Annotated in this window: 22 protein-coding genes; 17 read left to right on the top strand and 5 right to left on the bottom strand. The window is 66.8% G+C overall.

The features are described from left to right. The first annotated feature begins 111 nt into the window (after positions 1-111). The 13 genes from ftsH (at position 112) to GM1_RS12960 (ending at position 11135) form a co-directional block, all read left to right on the top strand. The gene (gene ftsH, locus GM1_RS13020; protein WP_008379500.1) at positions 112-2481 is read left to right on the top strand and encodes an ATP-dependent zinc metalloprotease FtsH; all 2370 of its coding nucleotides are present in this window, start codon (positions 112-114) and stop codon (positions 2479-2481) included. Positions 2482-2495: 14 nt separating this feature from the next. Beyond that, positions 2496-3125, top strand: a complete 630-nt coding sequence (gene folE / locus GM1_RS13015; RefSeq protein ID WP_008379499.1) for a GTP cyclohydrolase I FolE — start codon at positions 2496-2498, stop codon at positions 3123-3125. Positions 3126-3172: 47 nt separating this feature from the next. Next, a complete protein-coding gene (gene folP, locus GM1_RS13010) occupies positions 3173-4015 on the top strand; it encodes a dihydropteroate synthase (RefSeq protein WP_040520119.1) in 843 nt (280 codons plus the stop codon). Continuing rightward, positions 4008-4385 (top strand): dihydroneopterin aldolase, encoded by a 378-nt coding sequence (folB, locus tag GM1_RS13005; RefSeq protein WP_008379496.1) that lies wholly within the window; start codon positions 4008-4010, stop codon positions 4383-4385. The genes folP and folB overlap by 8 nt, the downstream gene beginning before the upstream one ends. After that, a complete protein-coding gene (folK, locus tag GM1_RS13000) occupies positions 4382-4891 on the top strand; it encodes a 2-amino-4-hydroxy-6-hydroxymethyldihydropteridine diphosphokinase (protein WP_008379494.1) in 510 nt (169 codons plus the stop codon). The genes folB and folK overlap by 4 nt, the downstream gene beginning before the upstream one ends. Continuing rightward, on the top strand, positions 4888-5400 hold the full coding sequence (locus GM1_RS12995; RefSeq protein ID WP_008379493.1) for a DUF3180 domain-containing protein: 513 nt from the start codon (positions 4888-4890) through the stop codon (positions 5398-5400). The genes folK and GM1_RS12995 overlap by 4 nt, the downstream gene beginning before the upstream one ends. A gap of 106 nt (positions 5401-5506) precedes the next feature. Further along, positions 5507-6559, top strand: coding sequence for a DUF6779 domain-containing protein (locus GM1_RS12990; RefSeq protein WP_008379491.1), 1053 nt, complete (start codon positions 5507-5509; stop codon positions 6557-6559). Positions 6560-6673: 114 nt separating this feature from the next. Then, positions 6674-7639 carry a Rossmann-like and DUF2520 domain-containing protein gene (locus tag GM1_RS12985; RefSeq protein ID WP_008379489.1) on the top strand — a complete coding sequence of 322 codons (966 nt, stop codon included), beginning with the start codon at positions 6674-6676 and terminating at the stop codon, positions 7637-7639. Continuing rightward, entirely contained in the window at positions 7636-8529 is an 894-nt protein-coding gene (gene panC / locus GM1_RS12980; protein ID WP_008379487.1) for a pantoate--beta-alanine ligase, read from the top strand. Before GM1_RS12985 ends, panC begins: the two co-directional genes overlap by 4 nt. Positions 8530-8531: 2 nt before the next feature. Beyond that, complete coding sequence (gene panD / locus GM1_RS12975; protein WP_008379485.1) at positions 8532-8969, top strand: aspartate 1-decarboxylase; 438 nt, start codon at positions 8532-8534, stop codon at positions 8967-8969. Further along, complete coding sequence (locus tag GM1_RS12970; protein WP_008379482.1) at positions 8969-9760, top strand: type III pantothenate kinase; 792 nt, start codon at positions 8969-8971, stop codon at positions 9758-9760. Before panD ends, GM1_RS12970 begins: the two co-directional genes overlap by 1 nt. A gap of 60 nt (positions 9761-9820) precedes the next feature. After that, positions 9821-10630 (top strand): SDR family NAD(P)-dependent oxidoreductase, encoded by an 810-nt coding sequence (locus tag GM1_RS12965; protein WP_008379480.1) that lies wholly within the window; start codon positions 9821-9823, stop codon positions 10628-10630. A 28-nt stretch (positions 10631-10658) separates the two neighbouring features. After that, positions 10659-11135: a MaoC/PaaZ C-terminal domain-containing protein gene (locus tag GM1_RS12960; RefSeq protein WP_008379478.1), complete on the top strand. Its 477-nt coding sequence runs from the start codon at positions 10659-10661 to the stop codon at positions 11133-11135. On the opposite strand, the gene GM1_RS21610 is transcribed toward GM1_RS12960, so the two are convergent. Together GM1_RS21610 and GM1_RS12950 are read right to left on the bottom strand one after the other, a co-directional pair. Next, complete coding sequence (locus GM1_RS21610; protein ID WP_008379476.1) at positions 11108-12955, bottom strand: neocarzinostatin apoprotein domain-containing protein; 1848 nt, start codon at positions 12953-12955, stop codon at positions 11108-11110. The two genes, GM1_RS12960 and GM1_RS21610, sit on opposite strands and share 28 nt — an antisense overlap. A gap of 91 nt (positions 12956-13046) precedes the next feature. Then, the gene (locus GM1_RS12950; RefSeq protein ID WP_008379475.1) at positions 13047-13838 is read right to left on the bottom strand and encodes an IclR family transcriptional regulator; all 792 of its coding nucleotides are present in this window, start codon (positions 13836-13838) and stop codon (positions 13047-13049) included. A gap of 156 nt (positions 13839-13994) precedes the next feature. Here GM1_RS12950 and GM1_RS12945 point away from each other — a divergent pair, with 156 nt between their 5' ends. Together GM1_RS12945 and GM1_RS12940 are read left to right on the top strand one after the other, a co-directional pair. Beyond that, complete coding sequence (locus GM1_RS12945) at positions 13995-14759, top strand: CoA transferase subunit A (protein WP_008379473.1); 765 nt, start codon at positions 13995-13997, stop codon at positions 14757-14759. Further along, positions 14756-15421 carry a 3-oxoacid CoA-transferase subunit B gene (locus GM1_RS12940; RefSeq protein WP_008379470.1) on the top strand — a complete coding sequence of 222 codons (666 nt, stop codon included), beginning with the start codon at positions 14756-14758 and terminating at the stop codon, positions 15419-15421. Before GM1_RS12945 ends, GM1_RS12940 begins: the two co-directional genes overlap by 4 nt. Here the strand turns inward: GM1_RS12940 and GM1_RS12935 are convergent. Together GM1_RS12935 and GM1_RS12930 are read right to left on the bottom strand one after the other, a co-directional pair. After that, a complete protein-coding gene (locus GM1_RS12935; RefSeq protein WP_040520097.1) occupies positions 15406-17073 on the bottom strand; it encodes a TIGR03767 family metallophosphoesterase in 1668 nt (555 codons plus the stop codon). The genes GM1_RS12940 and GM1_RS12935 overlap by 16 nt on opposite strands. Positions 17074-17159: 86 nt before the next feature. Beyond that, the gene (locus tag GM1_RS12930) at positions 17160-17759 is read right to left on the bottom strand and encodes a TetR/AcrR family transcriptional regulator (protein ID WP_008379466.1); all 600 of its coding nucleotides are present in this window, start codon (positions 17757-17759) and stop codon (positions 17160-17162) included. 156 nt (positions 17760-17915) lie between these two features. Here GM1_RS12930 and GM1_RS12925 point away from each other — a divergent pair, with 156 nt between their 5' ends. Beyond that, on the top strand, positions 17916-19076 hold the full coding sequence (locus tag GM1_RS12925) for an acyl-CoA dehydrogenase family protein (protein WP_008379465.1): 1161 nt from the start codon (positions 17916-17918) through the stop codon (positions 19074-19076). 398 nt (positions 19077-19474) lie between these two features. Then, positions 19475-19999, top strand: a complete 525-nt coding sequence (locus tag GM1_RS12920) for a PaaI family thioesterase (RefSeq protein WP_008379464.1) — start codon at positions 19475-19477, stop codon at positions 19997-19999. A 149-nt stretch (positions 20000-20148) separates the two neighbouring features. Here GM1_RS12920 and GM1_RS12915 read toward each other — a convergent pair. Then, positions 20149-20732: helix-turn-helix domain-containing protein (locus tag GM1_RS12915; protein WP_008379462.1), on the bottom strand; the 584-nt coding region annotated here is incomplete at its 5' end.

Here is a 20732-nt window from a genome sequence, read left to right as displayed (position 1 = left end):
CCCGAGCGTTGACAGGTAGCCTCGTATTCGTCGAACGACGGGAAGGACTAGAGGTCCGGTGCCCATGCGCGGCGAGTACGCCACCTCACGCACCGGTCCACGCGCACACCCATGAACCGTAAGAAACTGTTCCGAAACCTCGCCATCGTGGCCGTGGTGCTGCTCGCCCTGTGGGGTTGGAGCGTGATGCGGAACTCCGACCGTGAATACACCGGCGTCGACACGTCCGTCGCCATGGCGCAGCTGGACGCGAAGAACGTGAAGTCGATTCAGATCGACGACCGCGAACAACGACTCCGGATGGAGTTGAAGAAGCCCGTCAAGGTCGACGACGCCGACCAGACCAAGGTGACGACGCAGTACCCGTCGGGTGTCTCGTCGCGCATCTTCACCGCAGCCCAGAAGTCGGGGGCGACCTACCAGACGAACATCACCAAGGACTCGGGGATCTGGCAGTCGATCCTGATCTTCGTCCTCCCGATGATCATCCTGTTCGGCCTGTTCTTCTTCCTGATGAACCGGGCTCAGGGCGGTGGACGCGGCGGCGTGATGGGCTTCGGGAAGTCGAAGGCCAAGCAGCTCAGCAAGGACATGCCGAAGACGACGTTCGCCGACGTCGCCGGCGCCGATGAGGCCGTCGAGGAACTCGACGAGATCCGCGACTTCCTGCAGAACCCGGCCCGCTACCAGGCGTTGGGCGCGAAGATCCCGAAGGGCGTCCTGCTCTACGGTCCGCCGGGAACCGGCAAAACGCTCCTCGCGCGCGCAGTGGCGGGCGAGGCGGGCGTGCCGTTCTACACGATCTCCGGCTCCGACTTCGTCGAGATGTTCGTCGGTGTCGGTGCGTCGCGTGTCCGTGACCTGTTCGAACAGGCCAAGGAGAACAGTCCCTGCATCATCTTCGTCGACGAGATCGACGCCGTCGGACGCCAGCGCGGCGCAGGCATGGGTGGCGGTCACGACGAGCGCGAGCAGACGCTGAACCAGCTGCTCGTCGAGATGGATGGATTCGGCGACCGGTCCGGCGTCATCGTGATGGCCGCGACCAACCGTCCCGACATCCTCGATCCGGCGTTGCTGCGGCCCGGCCGCTTCGACCGTCAGATCCCCGTCTCGAACCCGGACATCGCGGGCCGTCGAGCCATCCTCGCCGTGCACGCCAAGGGCAAGCCGATCGCGCCCGACGCCGACCTCGACGGTCTCGGCAAGCGCACGCCCGGCATGTCGGGCGCGGATCTCGCGAACGTCATCAACGAGGCCGCACTGCTCACCGCCCGTGAGCACAAGAACGTCATCACCGGCGAGGCGCTCGAAGAGGCGGTCGACCGCGTGATCGGCGGACCGCGTCGCAAGAGCCGCATCATCAGCGAGCACGAGAAGAAGGTCGTCGCCTACCACGAGAGCGGTCACACGCTCGCCGCGTGGGCGATGCCGGATCTGGACCCGATCTACAAGGTCACCATCCTGGCCCGAGGCAAGACCGGCGGACACGCGCTCGCCGTGCCCGAGCAGGACAAGGAACTGATGACCCGCTCGGAGATGCTTGCGCGTCTGGTGATGGCGATGGGCGGTCGGGCCGCGGAGGAACTCGTGTTCCACGAACCGACCACCGGAGCGAGCTCTGACATCGATCAGGCCACCAAGATCTCGCGCGCCATGGTCACCGAGTACGGAATGAGCGCCAAGCTCGGCGCCGTCCGTTACGGCCAGGAACAGGGCGACCCGTTCCTCGGGCGCGGGATGGGCAACAGCGTGGACTACTCGTCCGGCGTGGCGGCCGAAATCGACGCCGAGGTCCGTGACCTCATCGAGGCGGCCCACACCGAGGCGTGGGCCATCCTCGACGAGAACCGTGACGTCCTCGACGTTCTCGCGGGCGCTCTCCTTGAGAAGGAGACGCTGCTCCGCAAGGATCTCGAAGAGATCCTCGAAGGCGTCGTGAAACGTCCGCGGATCACCAAGTTCGACGTCTTCGGCGACCGCACGCCTAGCACCAAGCCGCCGATCAAGACGCCGGGTGAGCTGGCAGTCGAGCGTGGGGAGGAATGGCCGCCGAAGCCTGCAGAGCCCGTCGCACCGGTTCCGCAGAATCAGCCGCCCCAGTACCAGGCGCCGCAGAATCAGCCGCCCCAGTACCAGGCTCCCCAGTACCAGCAGGCGCCTGAGTACCAGCCGCTGCCCGCGTACGACGGACAGACGTACCCGCAGCAGCCGCCTGCGTACGGTGCTCCTGCCCAGTACGGGCAGCCTCCGGCTGGGCAGCCGTCGTACGGGCAACCTGCGGGCGGGCAGCCGGCCACCGGACCACAGCCACAGGCAGGCCAGGGCTACCTGTACCCGGGGACGACACCGCCTGCCGCCCCGAACGGTCAGTCCACGCACGGCACGCGGCCCGATTACGGGGCTCCGCGTGACTGGTCGGCACCCGGATGGCCGCCGGAGAACCAGACTGACGGCGACGGCTCGTCCGACCGCCGGTGACTCGAGGAGAGACAATGACCAGCGTCGACGACACCCACGCGGTGGACGGCGTGACTGCGCCGGGACACGGTGCGGTCGGAGAGTTCGACCAGGCTCGCGCGGAGGCCGCAGTCCGCGAGCTTCTCATCGCAGTGGGCGAGGATCCCGACCGCGAAGGGCTCAAGCGCACGCCGCACCGCGTCGCCAACGCCTACCGCGAGATGTTCGCCGGGCTCTACATCGAGCCCGACGAGGTCCTCGCGACAGTCTTCGACGAGGGTCATTCAGAGCTGGTCCTGGTCAAGGACATCCCGATGTACTCGACGTGCGAGCACCATCTCGTCGCGTTCCGCGGCGTTGCGCACGTCGGCTACATCCCGGGTGAGTCGGGGCAGGTCACCGGCCTGTCGAAACTTGCTCGCGTCGTCGACCTGTACGCGAAGCGTCCGCAGGTTCAAGAGCGCCTGACCAGTCAGATCGCCGACGCGCTCGTGCGTCGACTCGACCCGCGCGGCGTGATCGTCGTGATCGAGGCCGAGCACCTGTGCATGGCGATGCGAGGCATCCGCAAGCCCGGAGCCACCACCACGACGTCCGCCGTGCGCGGACTGTTCAAGACCAGCGCGACCTCGCGCGGCGAAGCTCTGGACCTGATCACTCGGTGACCGGCCGACCACTCGCAGACGAGCCCGTCGATGAGCGCACCCTGGTGATGGGTGTGCTCAATGTGACGGCCGACTCGTTCTCCGACGGCGGTCGGTACCTCGACGTGGACGACGCGGTTCGGCACGGCCAGGCTCTCGCCTCGGCCGGCGCCGACATCGTCGACGTCGGCGGGGAGTCCACGAGGCCGGGCGCGATTCGCGTCGATCCCGGTACGGAGGCTCAGCGGGTGGTCCCGGTGATCTCGGCGCTCACCGATGCCGGGGTTCGCGTGTCCGTGGACACGATGCGTGCGTCGGTCGCGGCGGCGGCGTTGGAAGCGGGTGCGAGCATCGTCAACGACGTGTCGGGTGGCCGTGCCGACCCTGACATGGGGCGTGTCCTCGCCGACGCCGGCGCGCCGTGGATTCTCATGCACTGGCGACCAGCGGGTGAGGCTGCGGCCGGAGACCGTCACTTCACCCACCGGGTCGACGACGCGGTCGGGTACCGCGACGTCGTCGCCGAGGTCTCGGGTGAACTCCTCGGTCAGGTCGACGCGGCAGTCGCCGCCGGAGTGGATCCGGATCGGATCGTCCTCGATCCGGGTCTCGGCTTCGCGAAGACCGCGGAGCACAACTGGGCCTTGCTGCACGCGCTTCCAACGCTTGTCGGACTGGGTTTCCCGATTCTGATCGGGGCGTCGCGCAAGCGATTCCTCGGGTCCCTGTTGGCCGCGGACGGGCGTGACCGCCCGCCTGCCGGACGTGAGGTCGCGACCGCGGCCGTCTCGGCGTTGTCGGCGGCCGGGGGCGCGTGGGGAGTGCGAGTGCACGACGTCGCGGCGAGCCGTGACGCGATCGACGTGGCCGCCGCATGGCGTGCCGGGGGACGAAGGGGAACTCATGGCTGACCGGATCGAACTCCGTGGACTGCGGGTCCGCGGCAACCACGGCGTCTTCGACCACGAGAAGCGCGACGGCCAAGAGTTCATCGTCGACGTCACACTGTGGGTCGACCTGCGCGCCGCCGCCGCGTCCGACGACCTCGCCGACACCGTCGACTACGGCACGCTCGCGCAGCGTGCGCACGACATCATCGCAGGTCCGTCGCGCGACCTCATCGAGACGGTCAGCGCCGAGATCGCCGACGCGGTGATGGCCGACGATGAACGGATCGTCGCGTGCGAAGTGACACTGCACAAGCCGTCTGCGCCGATCCCACTGACCTTCGACGACGTCGCGGTCGTCGCACGACGCTCACGGAAGCCGCGCGGAGCGTGACCAGCCGCGCAGTCCTGTCCGCCGGGTCGAACATCGGCGACAGCGAGGCGTTCCTGCGGTCGGTGGTCGACGCTGCGGGCGACGACCTGGTCGCGGTGTCCGACGTCTACCTCACCGCGCCGTGGGGCGGCGTCGAACAAGACGACTTCGCCAACGTGACCCTGATCGTCGAAGCCGACCGGACTCCGGCGGAATGGCTCGAGTTCTGCCGATCGTGTGAGCAGGCCGCGGAACGGGTCCGCGACGTGCGATGGGGGCCGCGGACCTTGGACGTCGACGTGATCACCGTCGACGTCGACGGAACGACAGTCGTCTCGGACGACCCGGACCTCACGCTCCCGCACCCGCGTGCCCAACTGCGTGCCTTCGTGCTCGTGCCGTGGCTCGCAGTCGACCCCGACGCCGTGCTCGTCACAGAGGCCGGTCCGCGGGCAGTCGCCGACCTGATCAGCGGTTTGGATTCCGCCGAAGCGGCGGGCGTCCGCCGTGCGGGAGCGCTGCGATGAAGGGGACCGGCGACGACGAAGAGCGGATGACCCTCACCCGCGTCCGCGACCTGCTTCTGATCGCCGTGGTCGCCGGACTCGCACTGTGGATCCTGATCCGCTACAACTACGGCGCGTTTCCGTCGCTGCCGTGGCCCGCCGGAGTGTCCCTGTACGTTCTCGCGGTGTTCGAGTTGATCACGGGCTTCATCGTTCGAGCGCGCGTCGCCGGACGCGACATCGGTCGGGCACGCGGACAACTGCACCCGATCGCCGTCGCCCGAGTGATGGTGCTGGCGAAGGCGTCAGCCATCCTCGGTGCGATCGCCGCAGGCGGGTGGACCGGTGTGCTCGTGTTCCTGCTCGACAACGGCCTGCTCGACGCTGCGCGCGCCGACCGTCCGGCCGCGATTGTCGGGGCCGTCGGTGGTGTCCTGCTCGCGGCCGCCGCAGTGTGGCTGGAACACTGCTGCCGCGCACCCGACGATCCCGACTCCGAATCGGACGCCTCCGACCCCGCTCCCGCCTGACAGCGTCGCCTCGATGGGGGGCGTCGGACGGCGAACGAAGGCGACGGGACGACTTTCCGAGGTCCGGTACGTCCGTACGCGTCTACGGGCCGGTAAGTTGGCGTGCATGACCGACGAGGCACAGTCCGACTCCAATCAGGGTTCGCGTACTTCCGCAGGCCAGTGGGTGATCGCGCTCTTCGTGGTGCTGGCCCTGGTCGCGAGTCTGCTCATGGTCCTGGGCGACGACCTGTCGATGCAGGCGTCTCTCGCCGTGATCGCGGCTCTGTGGGCGGCGGTGATCGGCGCGGTCCTGGTGACGAAGTACCGACGCCAGGCAGACGTCGCCGAAGGGCGCACCCGAGATCTGCGACTCGTCTACGAGCTCCAGTTGGAGCGTGAGATCGCGGCCCGTCGTCAGTACGAGTCGGACGTCGAGGCGTCGATCCGGCACGAGATGTCGACGGAGACCAACCACGAACTCGAAGACCTCAAGATTCAGGTCCTGGCGCTGCGGTCGAGCCTCGAGCAGTTGCTCGGCGAGCCACTGCCTGCGTCGCGGATCGCGATCGGCCTCGAACGGCCCCGCGAACTCGGATCGGGCCTTGCGGGAGCGACATACGCCGGGGACTCGGACGACCGTGCCGCCGCTGAGCGAGACTTCGCCTCGACGGCCCCGCCCGTCGAGTCGGGACGCCATGCCCCCGCGAGTGACGTCCCGCCGTCGGGCATGACGGAGATCATCCCTGTGGTCACCGAGGAGCCGGCACCCGAACCTGTCCGTGCAGAGCCGCAGCCGTCTCAGGCCAAGCCCCAGCAGGCTCCATCGGGCCGGTTCCCGCAGCCGCCGCCGGTCCCGCAGGCGCCCCAGCGTCCCCAGCAGGCCGGACCCGCACCACGGCCGCAGTTTCCCGCGGGCCCGCAGACCGGTGGACATCTGCGTGCCGCGTTCGGCGCAGGCGCGTACGAACCGCCGTCGGGCCCAATGCGTCAGACGCCCGCTCGCCCGCAGCGTCCCCAGCCCCCGAAGTCCCAGCCCCCGCAGTCCCAGCCGCAGCAGCATCCGAACGAAGACGGCGCGCACGCCGCAGGCCGGCCCGCTAGTGAACTGTTCTCGCGCCTTCGCGAAGGCGCGAACGACGGCGAACGCAAGTCCGGAGGCCGCCGCCGCCGCGACTGATCTGCGTCGGGACTCACCACGGCGACAACACTTCAGGGTGAAGCCAGTCACAGGCGTCTGGCGAGGTCGTGGCGGGACGCCTATCGTGGTGTCCGGACGTCTGGTACCCGGAGCATGCGCACCGCATGTGGGAGGGACTGGAACATCGAGTTGGAGGCAGCGGTGAATTCACCGACGGCGCCGGCGCGGCTACGCGTCGGGATCGTGAGTGCGGGACGTGTCGGTACTGCACTCGGCGAAGCCCTAGCCGCCGCAGGTCACCACGTGAACTCCGTCGTCGCGAACTCCCCGCAGTCTGCGGCACGCGTCCATGATCGACTGCCGTCCGCTGAGATCTGCGATCTGAACTCGCTCGTCGCGGCGTCTGACCTCATCGTCGTCGCCGTCCCGGACACCGTTCTCGCCGACGTCGCATCGCAGATCGCCGCCGCCGACGCCTTTCGGCCGGGAACCATCGTCACCCACACCGCAGGCGCCCACGGCGTCGATGTCCTCGGCCCGATCGCCCGCCGCGGCGGCATCGTTCTCGCGACCCACCCGGCCATGACATTCGTCGGCACCCGCGACGATACGGCTCGGCTGTCGGCGTCGTGCTTCGGCGTCACAGCGGCCGATGAGATCGGCGACGCGATCGCGATGGCTCTGGTGCTGGAACTGGGAGCGACGCCCATCCGCATCGCCGAGACGAGCAGGACGCTCTATCACGCGGCCCTCGCGCACGGCGCGAACAATTTGAACGCACTGATCACCGACGCCGTCACGGCATTGCAGGCGGCGATCGCGGGGCCCGGCGGTCACGCCGCGCGCACCGCGACAGTCGACGGCGGATCCATCGGTCTCGCCGAGCAACTCCTCGCACCGCTGGTCACCGCGTCGTTGGAGAACGTGCTCTCACAGGGGCGGTCCGCGCTGACCGGTCCCGTCGCCCGCGGTGACATCGACACAGTCGCCCGACACCTCGATGAATTGTCCGACGTCCACGAGGGCATCGCTCACGGTTACCGTGTGCTCGCCGGTCGAGCTGCAGCCCAGCACGACTCGCCGCAGGCCCTCCGCGAAATGCTGGAGGCACACCCGTGACCGATGCACCCCTGTTCACGCCCGGCGAGCTGACCGTGCACAGCGAACCCGCGGTGATGCGTCGCATCACCAAGGCCCTGCGCGGCACCGGCAAGCGCGTCGCGCTCGTCCCGACGATGGGCGCCCTCCACGAGGGACACCTGCAGTTGGTGCGGACCGCACAGGACCTGGGCACCGTGGTGGTCGTGTCGATCTTCGTCAATCCGCTGCAGTTCGGCGCGGGCGAAGACCTCGACGCGTACCCGCGCACGTTCGACGACGACGTCGCCAAGCTCCGCGAGCTCGGCGTCGAGCTGGTGTTCGCGCCCACCGCGAAGCACATGTATCCGATCGGGCCGCGGACGACGATCCACCCGGGCCCGGCAGGGGAGATACTCGAGGGAGCTGCGCGTCCCACGCACTTCTCGGGCATGCTCACCGTCGTCAACAAGCTCTTCAACATCGTGGCCCCGCACGTCGCGTACTTCGGCGAGAAGGACTACCAGCAGCTCGTTCTCATCAACCAGATGGTCAACGATCTGAACCTGGACGTCGCGGTCGTCGGTGTCCCGACGGTTCGCGAGGCGGACGGCCTCGCCCTGTCGTCGCGCAATCGGTACCTGTCGGCGCAGGATCGTGAACTGGCGACAACGCTGTCGGCGGCTCTGCTCGCTGGCACGCATGCCGCAGAGCACGGGGAGGCCGCGATTCTTGCGGCGGCCCGGGCCGTGCTCGACACCGAGCCGAGCATCGAGGTCGATTACCTCGCGCTGCGCGGCAGAGGACTGGAAGATCCCCCCGAGGTGGGGGACGGGCGGCTGCTCGTGGCGGCCCGACTGGGATCCACGCGACTGCTCGACAACGTCGGCGTCGCGATCGGTACCGGGTTCATCGGAAAAGAAGAAGGTTGAGCATGTTCCGCACCATGATGAAGTCCAAGATCCACCGGGCGACGGTGACGCAGGCCGACCTGCACTACGTCGGCTCGGTCACCATCGACGCCGACCTGCTCGAGGCCTCCGACATCCGCGAGGGCGAGCAGGTGACGATCGTCGACATCAACAACGGCAACCGCCTCGAGACGTATGCCATCGCAGGCGAACGCGGCACCGGCGTGATCGGGATCAACGGTGCTGCAGCCCATCTCGTCCACCCTGGCGATCTGGTGATCATCATCGCCTACGGCGTGATGGACGAGGCCGAAGTGGCCGCCTACTCCCCGCGCGTGGTGTTCGTCGACGCCGACAACCGACAGATCAGCGTCGGCGACGACCCGGCGGACGTCCCCGCCGACTCCGGCCTCAAGGATCCGCGCCACCCCGAGCGTGAACTCGTCACCACCCCCGCCTGATGCTCCTCACAGTCGACATCGGCAACACGAACATCCATCTCGGAGTGTTCGCAGGTGTCGGTGACAATGCGGCACTCGTGCGCGACTGGCGAATACACACCCAGCCGAACTACACCGCTGACGAACTCGCGCTGACATTGCGCGGCCTGCTCGGGCGCGACGTCGAGCAGGTGACGGCGGTGGCAGTGCTGTCGACGGTCCCGTCGCTGCTGCGTGAGATGCGCGTGATGCTGCCGCGGTACTTCGGGAACGGGCCGCACGTGCTGCTCGAGCCGGGCGTCCGGACGGGTGTCCCATTGCTCGTCGACAACCCGAAGGAAGTCGGCACGGACCGGGTCGCCAACGCGCTCGCCGCACACGAGAACTTCCCCGGCCGCCCGTGCATCGTGGTGGCCTGCGGAACGGCGACAGTCGTCGACGCGGTGTCGGCGAACGGCGAGTTTCTCGGTGGTGCGATCGCTCCCGGCATCGACCTCGCCGTCGGAGCTCTCAGCGACCACACGGTGACCGTGCGCAAGGTGGAACTCCGACCCCCACGCAGCGTCGTCGGCAAGAACACCGTGGAAGCGCTGCAGTCGGGCATCCTCTACGGATTCGCAGGTCAGATCGACGGTCTCGTCCAGCGGATCCGCCGTGACGTTCCGGGCTTCGACGGTCCGGACGTCGCCGTCGTCGCGACCGGTTACCTGGCGCCGCTCATGTTCGGCGAATGCGTCACGCTCACCGACCACAGGCCCCATCTCACCCTGGACGGCCTGCGTCGCGTCCATGAACGGTCCCGTAAGCGCTGAGCGAGTCTCACCGCATAGGTAGCGTCGAAGGCGATGCAAGCCTTCGACGACGGGAGAGCGATGTCAGACGTGGCAGGAATCGACGCCGCGAAGTACGGCCCGTGGGCGGTGATCGTCGGGGGCTCCGAAGGCGTCGGCGCGGAGTTCGCCGAACAGGTCTCCGCAGCCGGTCTGAACGTCGTCCTGGTCGCACGGAAGAAGGCTCCGCTCGAGGAGACTGCGGAGCGATGCCGGGCGCTCGGCGCCGATGTCCTCGTGATCAGCGCCGACCTCACAGTTCCCTCCGACCTCCAACTCGTCATGGACGAGACTCACGGGCTCGACGTCGGGCTGCTCGTCTGCAACGCGGGCGCCAACAGTTACGGCTCGCGGTTCGTCGAAGGCGATCTCGGCGAGTTCATGAACGTGTTGACGCTCAACGTGACCGTGCCGATGGCGCTCGCTCACCATTTCGGCGCGCGCATGCGCAAGCGTGGCTCCGGTGGGATCGTCACGATCGGATCGATGAGCGGGTATCTGGGATCGGCGGAGCACACGGTCTACGGCGGGTCGAAGGCGTACATGCGGATCTTCACGGAAGGCCTGTGGCTGGAGCTTCGGGATGCGGGCGTCGACGTCCTCCATCTCGTCCTCGGAGTCACCGACACTCCTGCGATGCGACGCGGGGGACTCGACTTCGACATGCCGGGCCTGGTTGTCGGGCAGCCGAGCGACGTCGCTCGTGAAGGGCTGGCGAACCTCGCCGCCGGACCGGTGCACGTCGTCTCGCCGAATCAGGACAGTCCCGTCGTCACCGGCCTGCCCGATCGTGCCCGCGCGGTCCTCGGTCACCACAAGATGATGCAGGGACTCATCCGCCGCAAAGTCTGACGTCGAACTCGTCCGATACGGTCGGACGATGGACAAGCTCTACGGCGACGACCTCCGGGTCGGGACCGTGTACCGGTTCGGCCGACACGAGGTGACGCACGACGAACTCGTCGAGTTCGCGCAGAAGTGGGACCCGCAAGACTTTCACTCGGACGCGGCGGCGGCCGACGACGGCGCATACGACGGGCTGATCGCGTCCGGTGTCCACACGATGGCGATCAATCAACGACTGTCCGTCGAAGCGATGTACCGGCACTGGCACGTGATCGCTGGACGCAGCGTCGACGTGCGATTCCTGCGTCCGGTGCGCGTCGGTGACGTCTTGTCCGGTCAGGGCGAGATCATGCGGATCGACCACGAGCCCGATCGTCGACGAGCATTCGTCGCGGTCGAGCGGACGCTCACGAACCAGACGGGACGCCAGGTGCTGGCCGTGTCGACGACCCTCTACGTGCACCTGGCGCCCACCCCTGGAGATCAGTTGCGGAGTCGAGCGGCTCCGTAGCCTGCGGCAGCGGCGATCACCACGGCGAGTGCTCCGCCTCCCCACGCCCACCAGTTGGTCGAGGAATCGTCCTGTGCGGACGCCGTGGTGGTCGGTGCGGACGGGTCGCCTGCCGCAGCGACGGCGGGCGCCGTCGACGAGCCGGGAGCGGTTGACGACGGGGCACCGGGCTTCGGGCCGTCGCTGAGCGCGCGCGCCTTCTCGGCAGCAGTGCCTGCGACGGTCAGCGGCGACGAGGTGTCCTGGCTGCGATCAGATGATCCGTGGGCGGCGAAGGTGTACACGGCGCATGCGTTCTTGATGCAGTTGCCCGCACCGAACACAGGGGCCACGTCGAGGGTCACCGAGAATGAGCCGTCGGCGGAGATCTGGGTCGACGGCACCCATGTCACCGGGTTGTACGCACTCGAGTCGGTGGTCGAGTACTTGCCGGTCTCGGCGACACCGACGTAGACACCCGGACCGGTGGTCGCGAAACCGGTGCCGTTCACGGTGACCGACGTGGTGCCGGTCGCGGCGATCGTCGATGTGGACAGGGACGTCGAGGCAGTGCCGGTGCCGCGGTTCTCTGCGGGCGGCGCGGGGCGCGACCGGCCGCCGTCGGTCGGAACCGCCACGGCGCGGTCGGCGGCGGGCCCTCCGGTGAACGAGACACCGGTCGCGGTGTCCTGACTGCGGTCGGATGAGCCGTGTGCGGCGAACGTGTAGACCGCACACGGCGAGGTGGTGCAGTCGGCGCGGCCGAATTTCGCCTTGACCGGGAGTTGCACGCTGAACGAGCCGTCGGCGCGCATGCGCCCGTTGCTGGTGGCCACCCAGACTGCACGATCGTCGAACGACGACTGGTCGGTGACCGAGAACTGGTTCGACTGCGCGATGCCGACGTAGACCCCGGGACCGCTGGTGGAGAATCCCGAGCCCGAGACGGTGACGGAATCGCCCGACGGGTTGAGTCCGGAGGTTCGATCGACACTTACGGACGGACCTGCGCCCGGCCTGGGAGCCACTGGTGCGGCCGGTCGGCCGGGTGCACTGGGAGAGGTTTCCGCCGGGCCGCCCGCCGCGCTGAACGAAATCGGGACCCATGCGTCCTGACTGCGGTCGGCGAGTTTCGGGAATGCCGTGAACGATGCGACGAAGCATGCCGTGCGCAGGCAGTTCACCTTGCCGAACGTCGAGGTGACGGCGATCTGTGTGCTGAAGGTCCCGGTGGAGCCCACCGTGACCTTCTTGGCGTCGGCGTATGTGCTCGGGTAGCCCGACGAAGGCTTCGCGATCGTCTGGGTGACGTACACGTTCTCGCCGCTGCGGTATCCCTTGCCGCTGACGGTCACCGTCGCGCCCGACCGGAGACCGGTCGTGGGCGTCACTGTGAGGACCGGAGTTCCACGGCTGGGACCGTTCGTTCCCGGGAGGAGGGACATCAGCCGGTTCAGCAGGTCCATGCCCTGTGCCGTGAGACGTTCGCGGACGTCGGTCAGCATGGAGACCTTGGTCGCGGCGGATGCGTTGTGCGGCAGCAGAATCGACGTGCCGTCCACCAGGTCGACACGCTCACCGGCTGGAGCGGCGGCCGGTGTGGGCGCCGCAGACGTCGTCGTTGAAGGCTTGGGTGACGATGTGGTCGGTCGGGCCTTCGGTGTCGAGGGAGCGGTTTTCGAGGTCTTCGGCTTGTCGGGGTGCGGCGCACCGGGCAGCAGATTGCCGACAGCGGCGAGGCCGTCGTCGATCGGTGAGGCGTACGCGGGTGCGACGCCGAGCGCTGCGGTGAGCAGAACAGACGTCGTCACGACGGACAGTCGGATGATCGGGCGTCGCATGGCCGTCCTTCACAATTCTCTAGTAAGGTCAGCCAACCCTATTGCTCGTCGTTGTCGGCGGCAAAGTCTGAAGCGTCGTTTTTGAGACGCGTCAGGAGAGCCGCGTGCTGGACTTACGCCTGACCTGGAGTTTTCGTGTCAACTCGTGTGCCTGAGCCAGGAGTAGTCGGCCCAGTTCGGTCCTGCGCTCTGGTTGGAATCGAGCCTCCACGCCGGTCAGGCTCAAGGCCCATGCGGGACGGCCGTCGGAATCGAACACTGCTGCGCCCATGCCCCAACTCGCTTCGACGAGCAGGGCTGGATTGGTGGCGTACCCGTCGAGGCGAGTTCGAGCGATGCGGCGGCGGATCATGTCGTGCGCATGCTCGGGGCCCCACGTGGCACCCAGATCGGACCTTTGCAAATAGTCGTCGATGTCGCGGTCCGGGAGATGGCTCAGGATCGCGAGCCCGGCCGAGGCGACGCCGAGCGGGAACCGAATGCCCTCGTACAACACGTGCGAACGGACCGGAAAGCTTCCTTCCTGACCTGCGACGCACACGGTCTCGTCACCGCGCCTGGCGCTCAAGAACACCGACTCGCCCGACTCTCCGGCCAGTCGATCGAGCACGGACTGGGCGTCGTCCCTGATGTCGTAGGCCGCGGCTGCGGTGGCGCCGAGCAGATAGAGCTCCGGCCCGAGCGACCAATCGCCGGTTCTGTTGTCGCGATCGACGAGGCCCTCGGCCGCCAGCGCGGTGAGCAGACGGTGCGCGGTCGGGCGTGCCAGGCCTGCGGCTGCGGCGAGCGCCGTCGTCGACGTCGCCGCCGAACTCGAGCCGATGGCCCGCAGCAGCGCCGCGATCCGCGCAACGCCTTGTCCGGACTTGTCTGTCGACGCCATGGCCTCAACGCTAGGGCGTTCACTCAATGAACGCAAGGTTCATCCGGCGACCGCCCAGAGAGAGGTTGGACCGCACCTCTTGAACTGTTGACGTGCAGAAAGTGACACTCGAAGCCGATACTGAGGTGTTTGTTCAACGGAGGAATGAGGCTGGACATGTCCAGAAAAGTGTGTGCGTCGGCGGCTGACGCGGTCGGTGTGATCACCAGCGGCGCGACGCTCGCCGTCGGTGGGTTCGGGCTCTGCGGTGTGCCGGACGCCTTGATCGAGGCGCTGCACGATCTGGGCGTCGGTGACCTCGAGGTGTTCACCAACAACTGCGGCGTCGACGACTACGGCCTCGGAATCCTCCTCGCTCAACGGCGGATCAGGCGGGTCACCGCCTCGTACGTCGGTGAGAACAAGGAGTTCGCGCGGCAGTACCTCGCAGGCGAGCTCGAGGTGGAATTGGTCCCGCAGGGCACACTCGCCGAACGACTCCGCGCGGGTGGAGCGGGGATTCCCGCGTTCTACACCCCGGCCGGAGTCGGCACCCTCGTCGCCGAAGGCGGGATGCCCTGGCGGTACGCGCCGGGCGGAGAGATCGAGGTGGCGTCGCCCGCGAAGGAGGTTCGTACCTTCGGCGGTCGGGAGTACGTGATGGAACGGTCGATCACCGCGGACTACGCGCTTGTCCACGCCGCACTCGGCGACACCGACGGCAACCTCGTCTTCGACAAGACCGCCCAGAACTTCAATCCGCTCGCCGCCATGGCCGGGCGCATCACGATCGCTCAGGTCGAGGAGCTGGTGGCGCCCGGCGTCATCGACCCGAGCGAGGTGCACCTTCCCGGTGTCTTCGTCCAGCGCATCGTCGACACCGGACCGCAGGCCAAACGGATTGAGAAGCTCACCGTCGCGACCGAAGGAGCCGCAGCATGACGACCACCGTCGCACGAGGCTGGACACGTGAGCAGATGGCGCAACGTGCCGCGGCAGAGATGATCGATGGCGAGTACGTCAACCTCGGTATCGGTCTGCCCACCCTGATCCCGACGTACCTCGACGACTCAGTGAACGTTGTGCTCCACTCGGAGAACGGGATACTCGGCACCGGCGGCTACCCGACTGTCGAGAACGTCGATCCGGACCTGATCAACGCGGGCAAGGAGACCGTCACCGTCGAACCGGGCGCCGCGTTCTTCGACTCGGCGCTGTCGTTCGGGATGATCCGCGGAGGTCACGTGGACACGGCGGTCCTCGGCGGGATGCAGGTGTCGGCCGACGGCGACCTGGCCAACTGGATGGTCCCCGGCAAGATGGTCAAGGGCATGGGCGGCGCGATGGACCTCGTGCACGGTGCTGCTCGCGTCATCGTCGTCATGGAACATCGCGACCGTGCAGGATCCTCGAAGATCGTTCCGACCTGCACGTTGCCGTTGACCGGCAGGCGAGTGGTCGACCGGATCATCACCGACCTCGCCGTGATCGACGTCACCGGCAGTGGGCTCGTCCTGCGCGAGACCGCTCCCGGAGTGACCGTCGATCACGTCGTCTCAGCGACGGACGCCGAACTGCGCGTCGCGAGTCAGCGCAGCGGGTGAGTGAGCAGGAGCTCGCAGTTGCGGTCCGACGCCTTGCCGAGGAGTTCGAGGTCGGCGTGGATGTCGTTGTACGACAGTTCGCGGTACAGGCTGGCCAGACCCTTCTGTGACAGGTCAGACGTGTCTGCCGTGTACGGGCTGTCGGCCTCGATCAGCGGGGTGAAGATGCTGAGCGTGCCGTCCTTGTTGTCGGACACCTCGATGATGCGTGCGAGCTGAGGGAAGTCGATGTGACTCGCCGTGTTGATCTCCCAGAAGCTGTGCTTTCCGGTGGACCCGCGGTGCGCGATCATCTCGTTGCGGTGCGTGTGGCCGTTGACCCACGCGATCACGTTGGTGTGCGACTTCAGTCGTTCGACGAGGTGCGTGCCGTCGAACGTCCGCTCCCCCGGGGTCTCCGGGTTGGGGAGTTTGGCGGTCATCGTCGACGACGTGTGGTGGCTGAACACCATGACGAGCTGGTCGCTGTGCGATGAGATCTGGCGTTCGATCCACGCGAGTTGCTTCTCGCTGATCGAGCCGTCGGCGATGCCCATGCTGTTCGTCGTGTTCATCGCGATGCCGAGGAGTCCGGGCGCGATCTGGAACTTGTACCAGGTGGGGCCCTCCGGATCGGCGAACCCGTGGCCGACCGGACCCGCTCCGGTCAACGCCGGATCGAAGTGCCTGCGGACGAACTCTCGCGGCGAGTACGGGCGTCGGCGCAGATCTCGGGTGGCCGGCAACGTCGGGCCGGTGGTCTTGAGCTTCGCCAGCATCCCGGCGACCGCCGCCGGGTCGGAGCCGAGCGCCTGGCCGATCGCCTGCGCGGTCGGGTCGGAGCCGGGGAGGTCGTACTTCACGTCTGACAGGTACAGCCAGTCCACGAGTCCGTTGGGAACGGTGCCGAGCAACTGGTCGTCATGGTTGCCGAAGACCGAGTACCACCGCATGTTCAGGCCCGGGCTGGTGTGCGTGCGCATCGCGGCGTGCAGTATCCCGGGGATCGTCGGGAATCCGCGGTCCTTGTAGATGTCGGGCTTGTCAAGCTCAGGTCGGTAATAGAGCGCGGACCCGAGGGCCTGGACACCCTCGAAGCGGGTTTTCGAGCCGGTGTTCGGGGTGATCGCACCGCCTGCGAGGAGTCGCTGGTACCACTCGAGTTCGATGATCTCGTGGTTGTCCGTGTTGTCTCCGGTCGAGACGACGCAGTCGAACGCGCGACCGGTGAACGGTCCACCAGAGAGTGCGTTGATCCGGTTGATCAAGGCGACGGCGCCCTGGGTGCCGAGGGCTTCCTGGGGACGAAACGCCGGGCCCTGAATCGGGTGCACATACTCGAATCGTGCGGGGCTCTGCACGTCGGTGATGTGGATGTCGGTGAGCTGCACGAACGACGCGACCGCGGTCCGACGGTCGTCGCGGCCCGATTTCGCCGTCGCGAGCTCCTCGCGGATGAAGAGCGGCCAGCCCTTGCCCTGCACCAGCTTGCGGTAGCCCTTGGCATTCGCGCGTCCTCCGACACCGACCTTCTCCAGCGTGGTGCCCGCCGCATTCGCGGACGACGTCGCGCCGGGCTCTGCGTGTGCCACACCGGAGACCAGGGACGATGCGGCGACGGCTCCGGCCGCAGCACCGCTGCGACGCAAGAAGGAACGGCGGGACATGCTCATCGGGCGACCTCGCTCAGATGAAGTGATTCTGAACACGACATGAAGCGACTGTAACCGGAGACGCGTCGTAGCTGATGAAGTGGGCGCTAATCCGTCGTGCGAGCGGTCACGCTGAGCACGGGCTTGTCGGCGGGCGGCTCGTCGTCCGCGGTGAGTTGGGCCCACATCGCGTCGACCATCGGCTGCAGGAACAGGTGGCCGACGTGCTTGATCATGAGCCCGAGTGTCTGATCGGCGACGCTGCGGTCGGTCGACGCCTGTCCGGCTCCACGCATCTCGACGACACCCTGCCGACTCAGTTCGGTGAGGCGCGCGAGGAGAGTGCCGCCGCTGTTGTGCGGGTCGAGGAGCACACGACGCATGTAGTTCACCACCGGCGGGTGCGCGTGGAGCATCTGTGCGACCGCACGATCACGAGCCGCAGCCGATTCGGCCGGCGAGTCGCCTGAGGGGGCGTCGGCGATCGCCTGTGCGTGATAGTCGACCACGAGTTGCTCGACGGCGTCACGAAGACCGTCTTTGGTCTTGAAATGGTGTTGCACGAGACCGACGGTGACCCCGGCCTGCGCCGCGATCATTCGCATCGACACACGGTCCTCGCCGTGCTCGGAGTACAGGTCGAGCGCCGCGTTCCGGATCTTCGCGCGAGCGGTCAGATCGGAGGCGGACGTGCGGGGATCACTCATGTCGGCTCCTTCCGATCGTCAGTGGATTGAGTCTACGGCGGGGCCATTGACCGATACACGCACACTGCTTACTATACGGCTGTATAGCGATGTTGGATGGAGATGCTTCTCTGCCGGCTCGCGACGCCACCCGCCCCTATCGGAATCGAGAAGCCCATGACCACACTGTTCCCCGACTACCGCGCATCGTGGGAGAGCGACGACCAGGCCGCGCTCCGCGCACACGCTCGCGCGTACTTCACCAAGGAGGCCACCCCGAATCAGGAACGGTGGGCGGAACAGCACCAGGTGGACCGTGAGTTCTGGACCAAGACCGGAGACGCAGGTCTGCTCTGCCTCGATCTGCCGGAGGAGTTCGGTGGATCGGGCGGCGACTTCGGGCATGAGGCGATCGTTCAGCAAGAACTCGCCTTCGCAGGCGACTCGGCATTCGGTTTCGCCGTGCACTCGACGATCGTCGCGCACTACATCAACGCGTACGGCACCGACGAGCAGAAGCGCCGGTGGCTGCCGAGCGCGGCCAGCGGTGAGTCGGTTCTCGCGATCGCCATGACCGAGCCGGGCACCGGTTCCGATCTCCAGTCCGTCCGGACCACCGCTGTCCTCGAAGGCGACGAGTACGTGATCAACGGATCGAAGACGTTCATCTCGAACGGCTCCCACTGCGACCTGCTCGTCATCGTGTGCAAGACAGACCCGACCCAGGGTGCGAAGGGCGTCTCGTTGATCGTCGCCGAGACGAAGGACCTTCCGGGCTTCGCGCGCGGACGCGTCCTCGCCAAGATCGGGCAGCACGGCCAGGACACGCGCGAACTGTCGTTCACCGACATGCGGGTGCCTGCCGCGAATCTCCTCGGCGGCGTCGAAGGCAAGGGCTTCTATCAGTTGATGAGTCAGTTGCAGCGCGAACGTCTGATCATCGGCGTCGGGGCCGTCGCCGTCGCCGAAGCCGCCGTCATCGAGACCCTCAAGTACGTCAAGGAGCGAGAGGCGTTCGGGCAGCCGATCCTCAAGTTCCAGAACACCCGATTCGTTCTCGCGGAATGCAAGGCCGACGTCCTTGCGGGCAAAACGCTCATGGATCACTGCATCTCGGAGCAGATCGCCGGCCGTCTGGATCCGGCGACGGCGTCGATGGCCAAGTTGTGGGGCACCGAGAAGCAGAAGGAAGTGGTCGATCGCTGCCTGCAGATGTTCGGAGGGTACGGCTACATGGCCGAGTACCCGATCGCGCGCATGTACGCCGACACCCGCGTTCAGACCATCTACGGCGGCACCAGCGAGATCATGAAGGAACTGATCGGCCGCTCGCTCTAAGGCGTGTCTCCTAATTCGCTTCGCGCGGTCTCGACGGCCAGATGCACTCCCCGCGGCGTTGTCGTCGGTCGTGATACCTACCGGTATCCCTTCCTCCTCCGCCTTGCGGGGCGCACACCTGATCCGCCGATCCCGAGCGGCGAATTAGGAGACACGCCCCTATACCGCATACTGTATGTTCGTACAGTACATGGTGTCCCGGCTCAGTCGGCCTTGTCGACCTGACTATCGCGCCGTCGGCAGCCAGTTGCTCAGGCCACCCGCATCGGCCTCCCGGCCCCTTGGACGCCAGGTGGAGGTTGGGTCACGGGTCGGACGTACGGGTGTCGGCGATATCTCCGTCGCCACAAGCCGAGGTATCGCACCCAGCACAACTTCATCGACAGGAAGGTCTGGACATGGACACATTTCGCGACAAGGCCGGCGGGCCGATAGGTACCGATATCGACACCTGGGTGCGCTCGTTTACGCGCATGGAATCCGGTTCCTCCGAGCTTCCTCCCCACCACCCCAACTGCCTTGGCTGTGGACCAGAGAACCCGAATGGTCACTTCCTCTCGGTACGGCGTGACGGAGACGGCGTCGTCGCACACCACCAGTTCGACCAGCGCCACGTCGGGGCACCCGGCATTGCACACGGCGGCGCGGTAGCGACCGTGATTGACGACCTCTTCGGCTTCTTGCTCTATTCGGTCGGCGAGCTCGCCGTGACGCGCCGTCTCGAGCTCGAGTATCTTGCGCCAGCACTACTCGACACCCCGTACATCCTGCGCGCTGCAGTTCGGTCTCGCGATGGCCGGAAATTGGACCTCACGTCCACGATGGAGGATGCAGAGGGCCGCACTGTTATTACTGCCACTGCCCTGTTCATCGTGGTCGAGGTTGAACACTTTTTGCAGTCACAGAGAAACTCGAGGGCTTAGGCCAAACTCACCGCCGCGAGCACCAGGCCCGAATACGTCGAGGATGTCGGCGGAGCCTGAAGCTATTGAACGCCACGCCCAAAGAAAGGGCGAAGCTGAAGGCACCGTGCATCGCCAGTTGCCCTGTACGAGTCAACCAAGAGGCAGCGCTACCTACGACGGAACCCCGTCGGCGGGTGGCCGGTCCAGTGCTTGAAAGCGTGTGAAAAGCTGGCGAGGTCGCTATATCCGAGGTCCGTGGCGATCTCGCTCGCGGACACAGATCCGTCCAGTAAACGAAGAATCGCGTACTCACGAATGACCGACTGGCGCAGTCCGCGATAGGTCATCCCTTCCTCAGAGAGGCGCCGCTTAAGTGTGCTCGTAGAGATGGAGAGTTCGTCTGCAATCCACTGACTTCCACAATCTGCGGGACGCTTCTCTATCAGACGTCTCACCTTGTCCGAATACGAGGCGATTTTACTCCGCTCGTCGAGCCTTCGCTGCAAGTCACTGATAGCGAGTCGATACGCCACGGGGTCAGAGAACCGGCAGACGTGATTGACCGCGTCAACGGGAAAATGCAGAATGGACAGTGAAGCGTCAAATACCAGGCGACCAGCTAACCGATCCTGATCCACGGGCAGACCTTCCGGAGCGGGCCAACCCAGTGAGAGTGTGATGTCTGGTGCATCGCCAACGAGTATATTCAGCAGCCTCAGCAGGACCGCACCACAGTAGGTGACCACTAGCC

The sequence above is a fragment of the Gordonia malaquae NBRC 108250 genome, from assembly GCF_000344135.1.
Classification (GTDB): domain Bacteria; phylum Actinomycetota; class Actinomycetes; order Mycobacteriales; family Mycobacteriaceae; genus Gordonia; species Gordonia malaquae.
The sequence above is the reverse complement of the archived record's forward strand: the minus strand, read 5'-3'. Positions and strand labels throughout refer to the sequence as shown.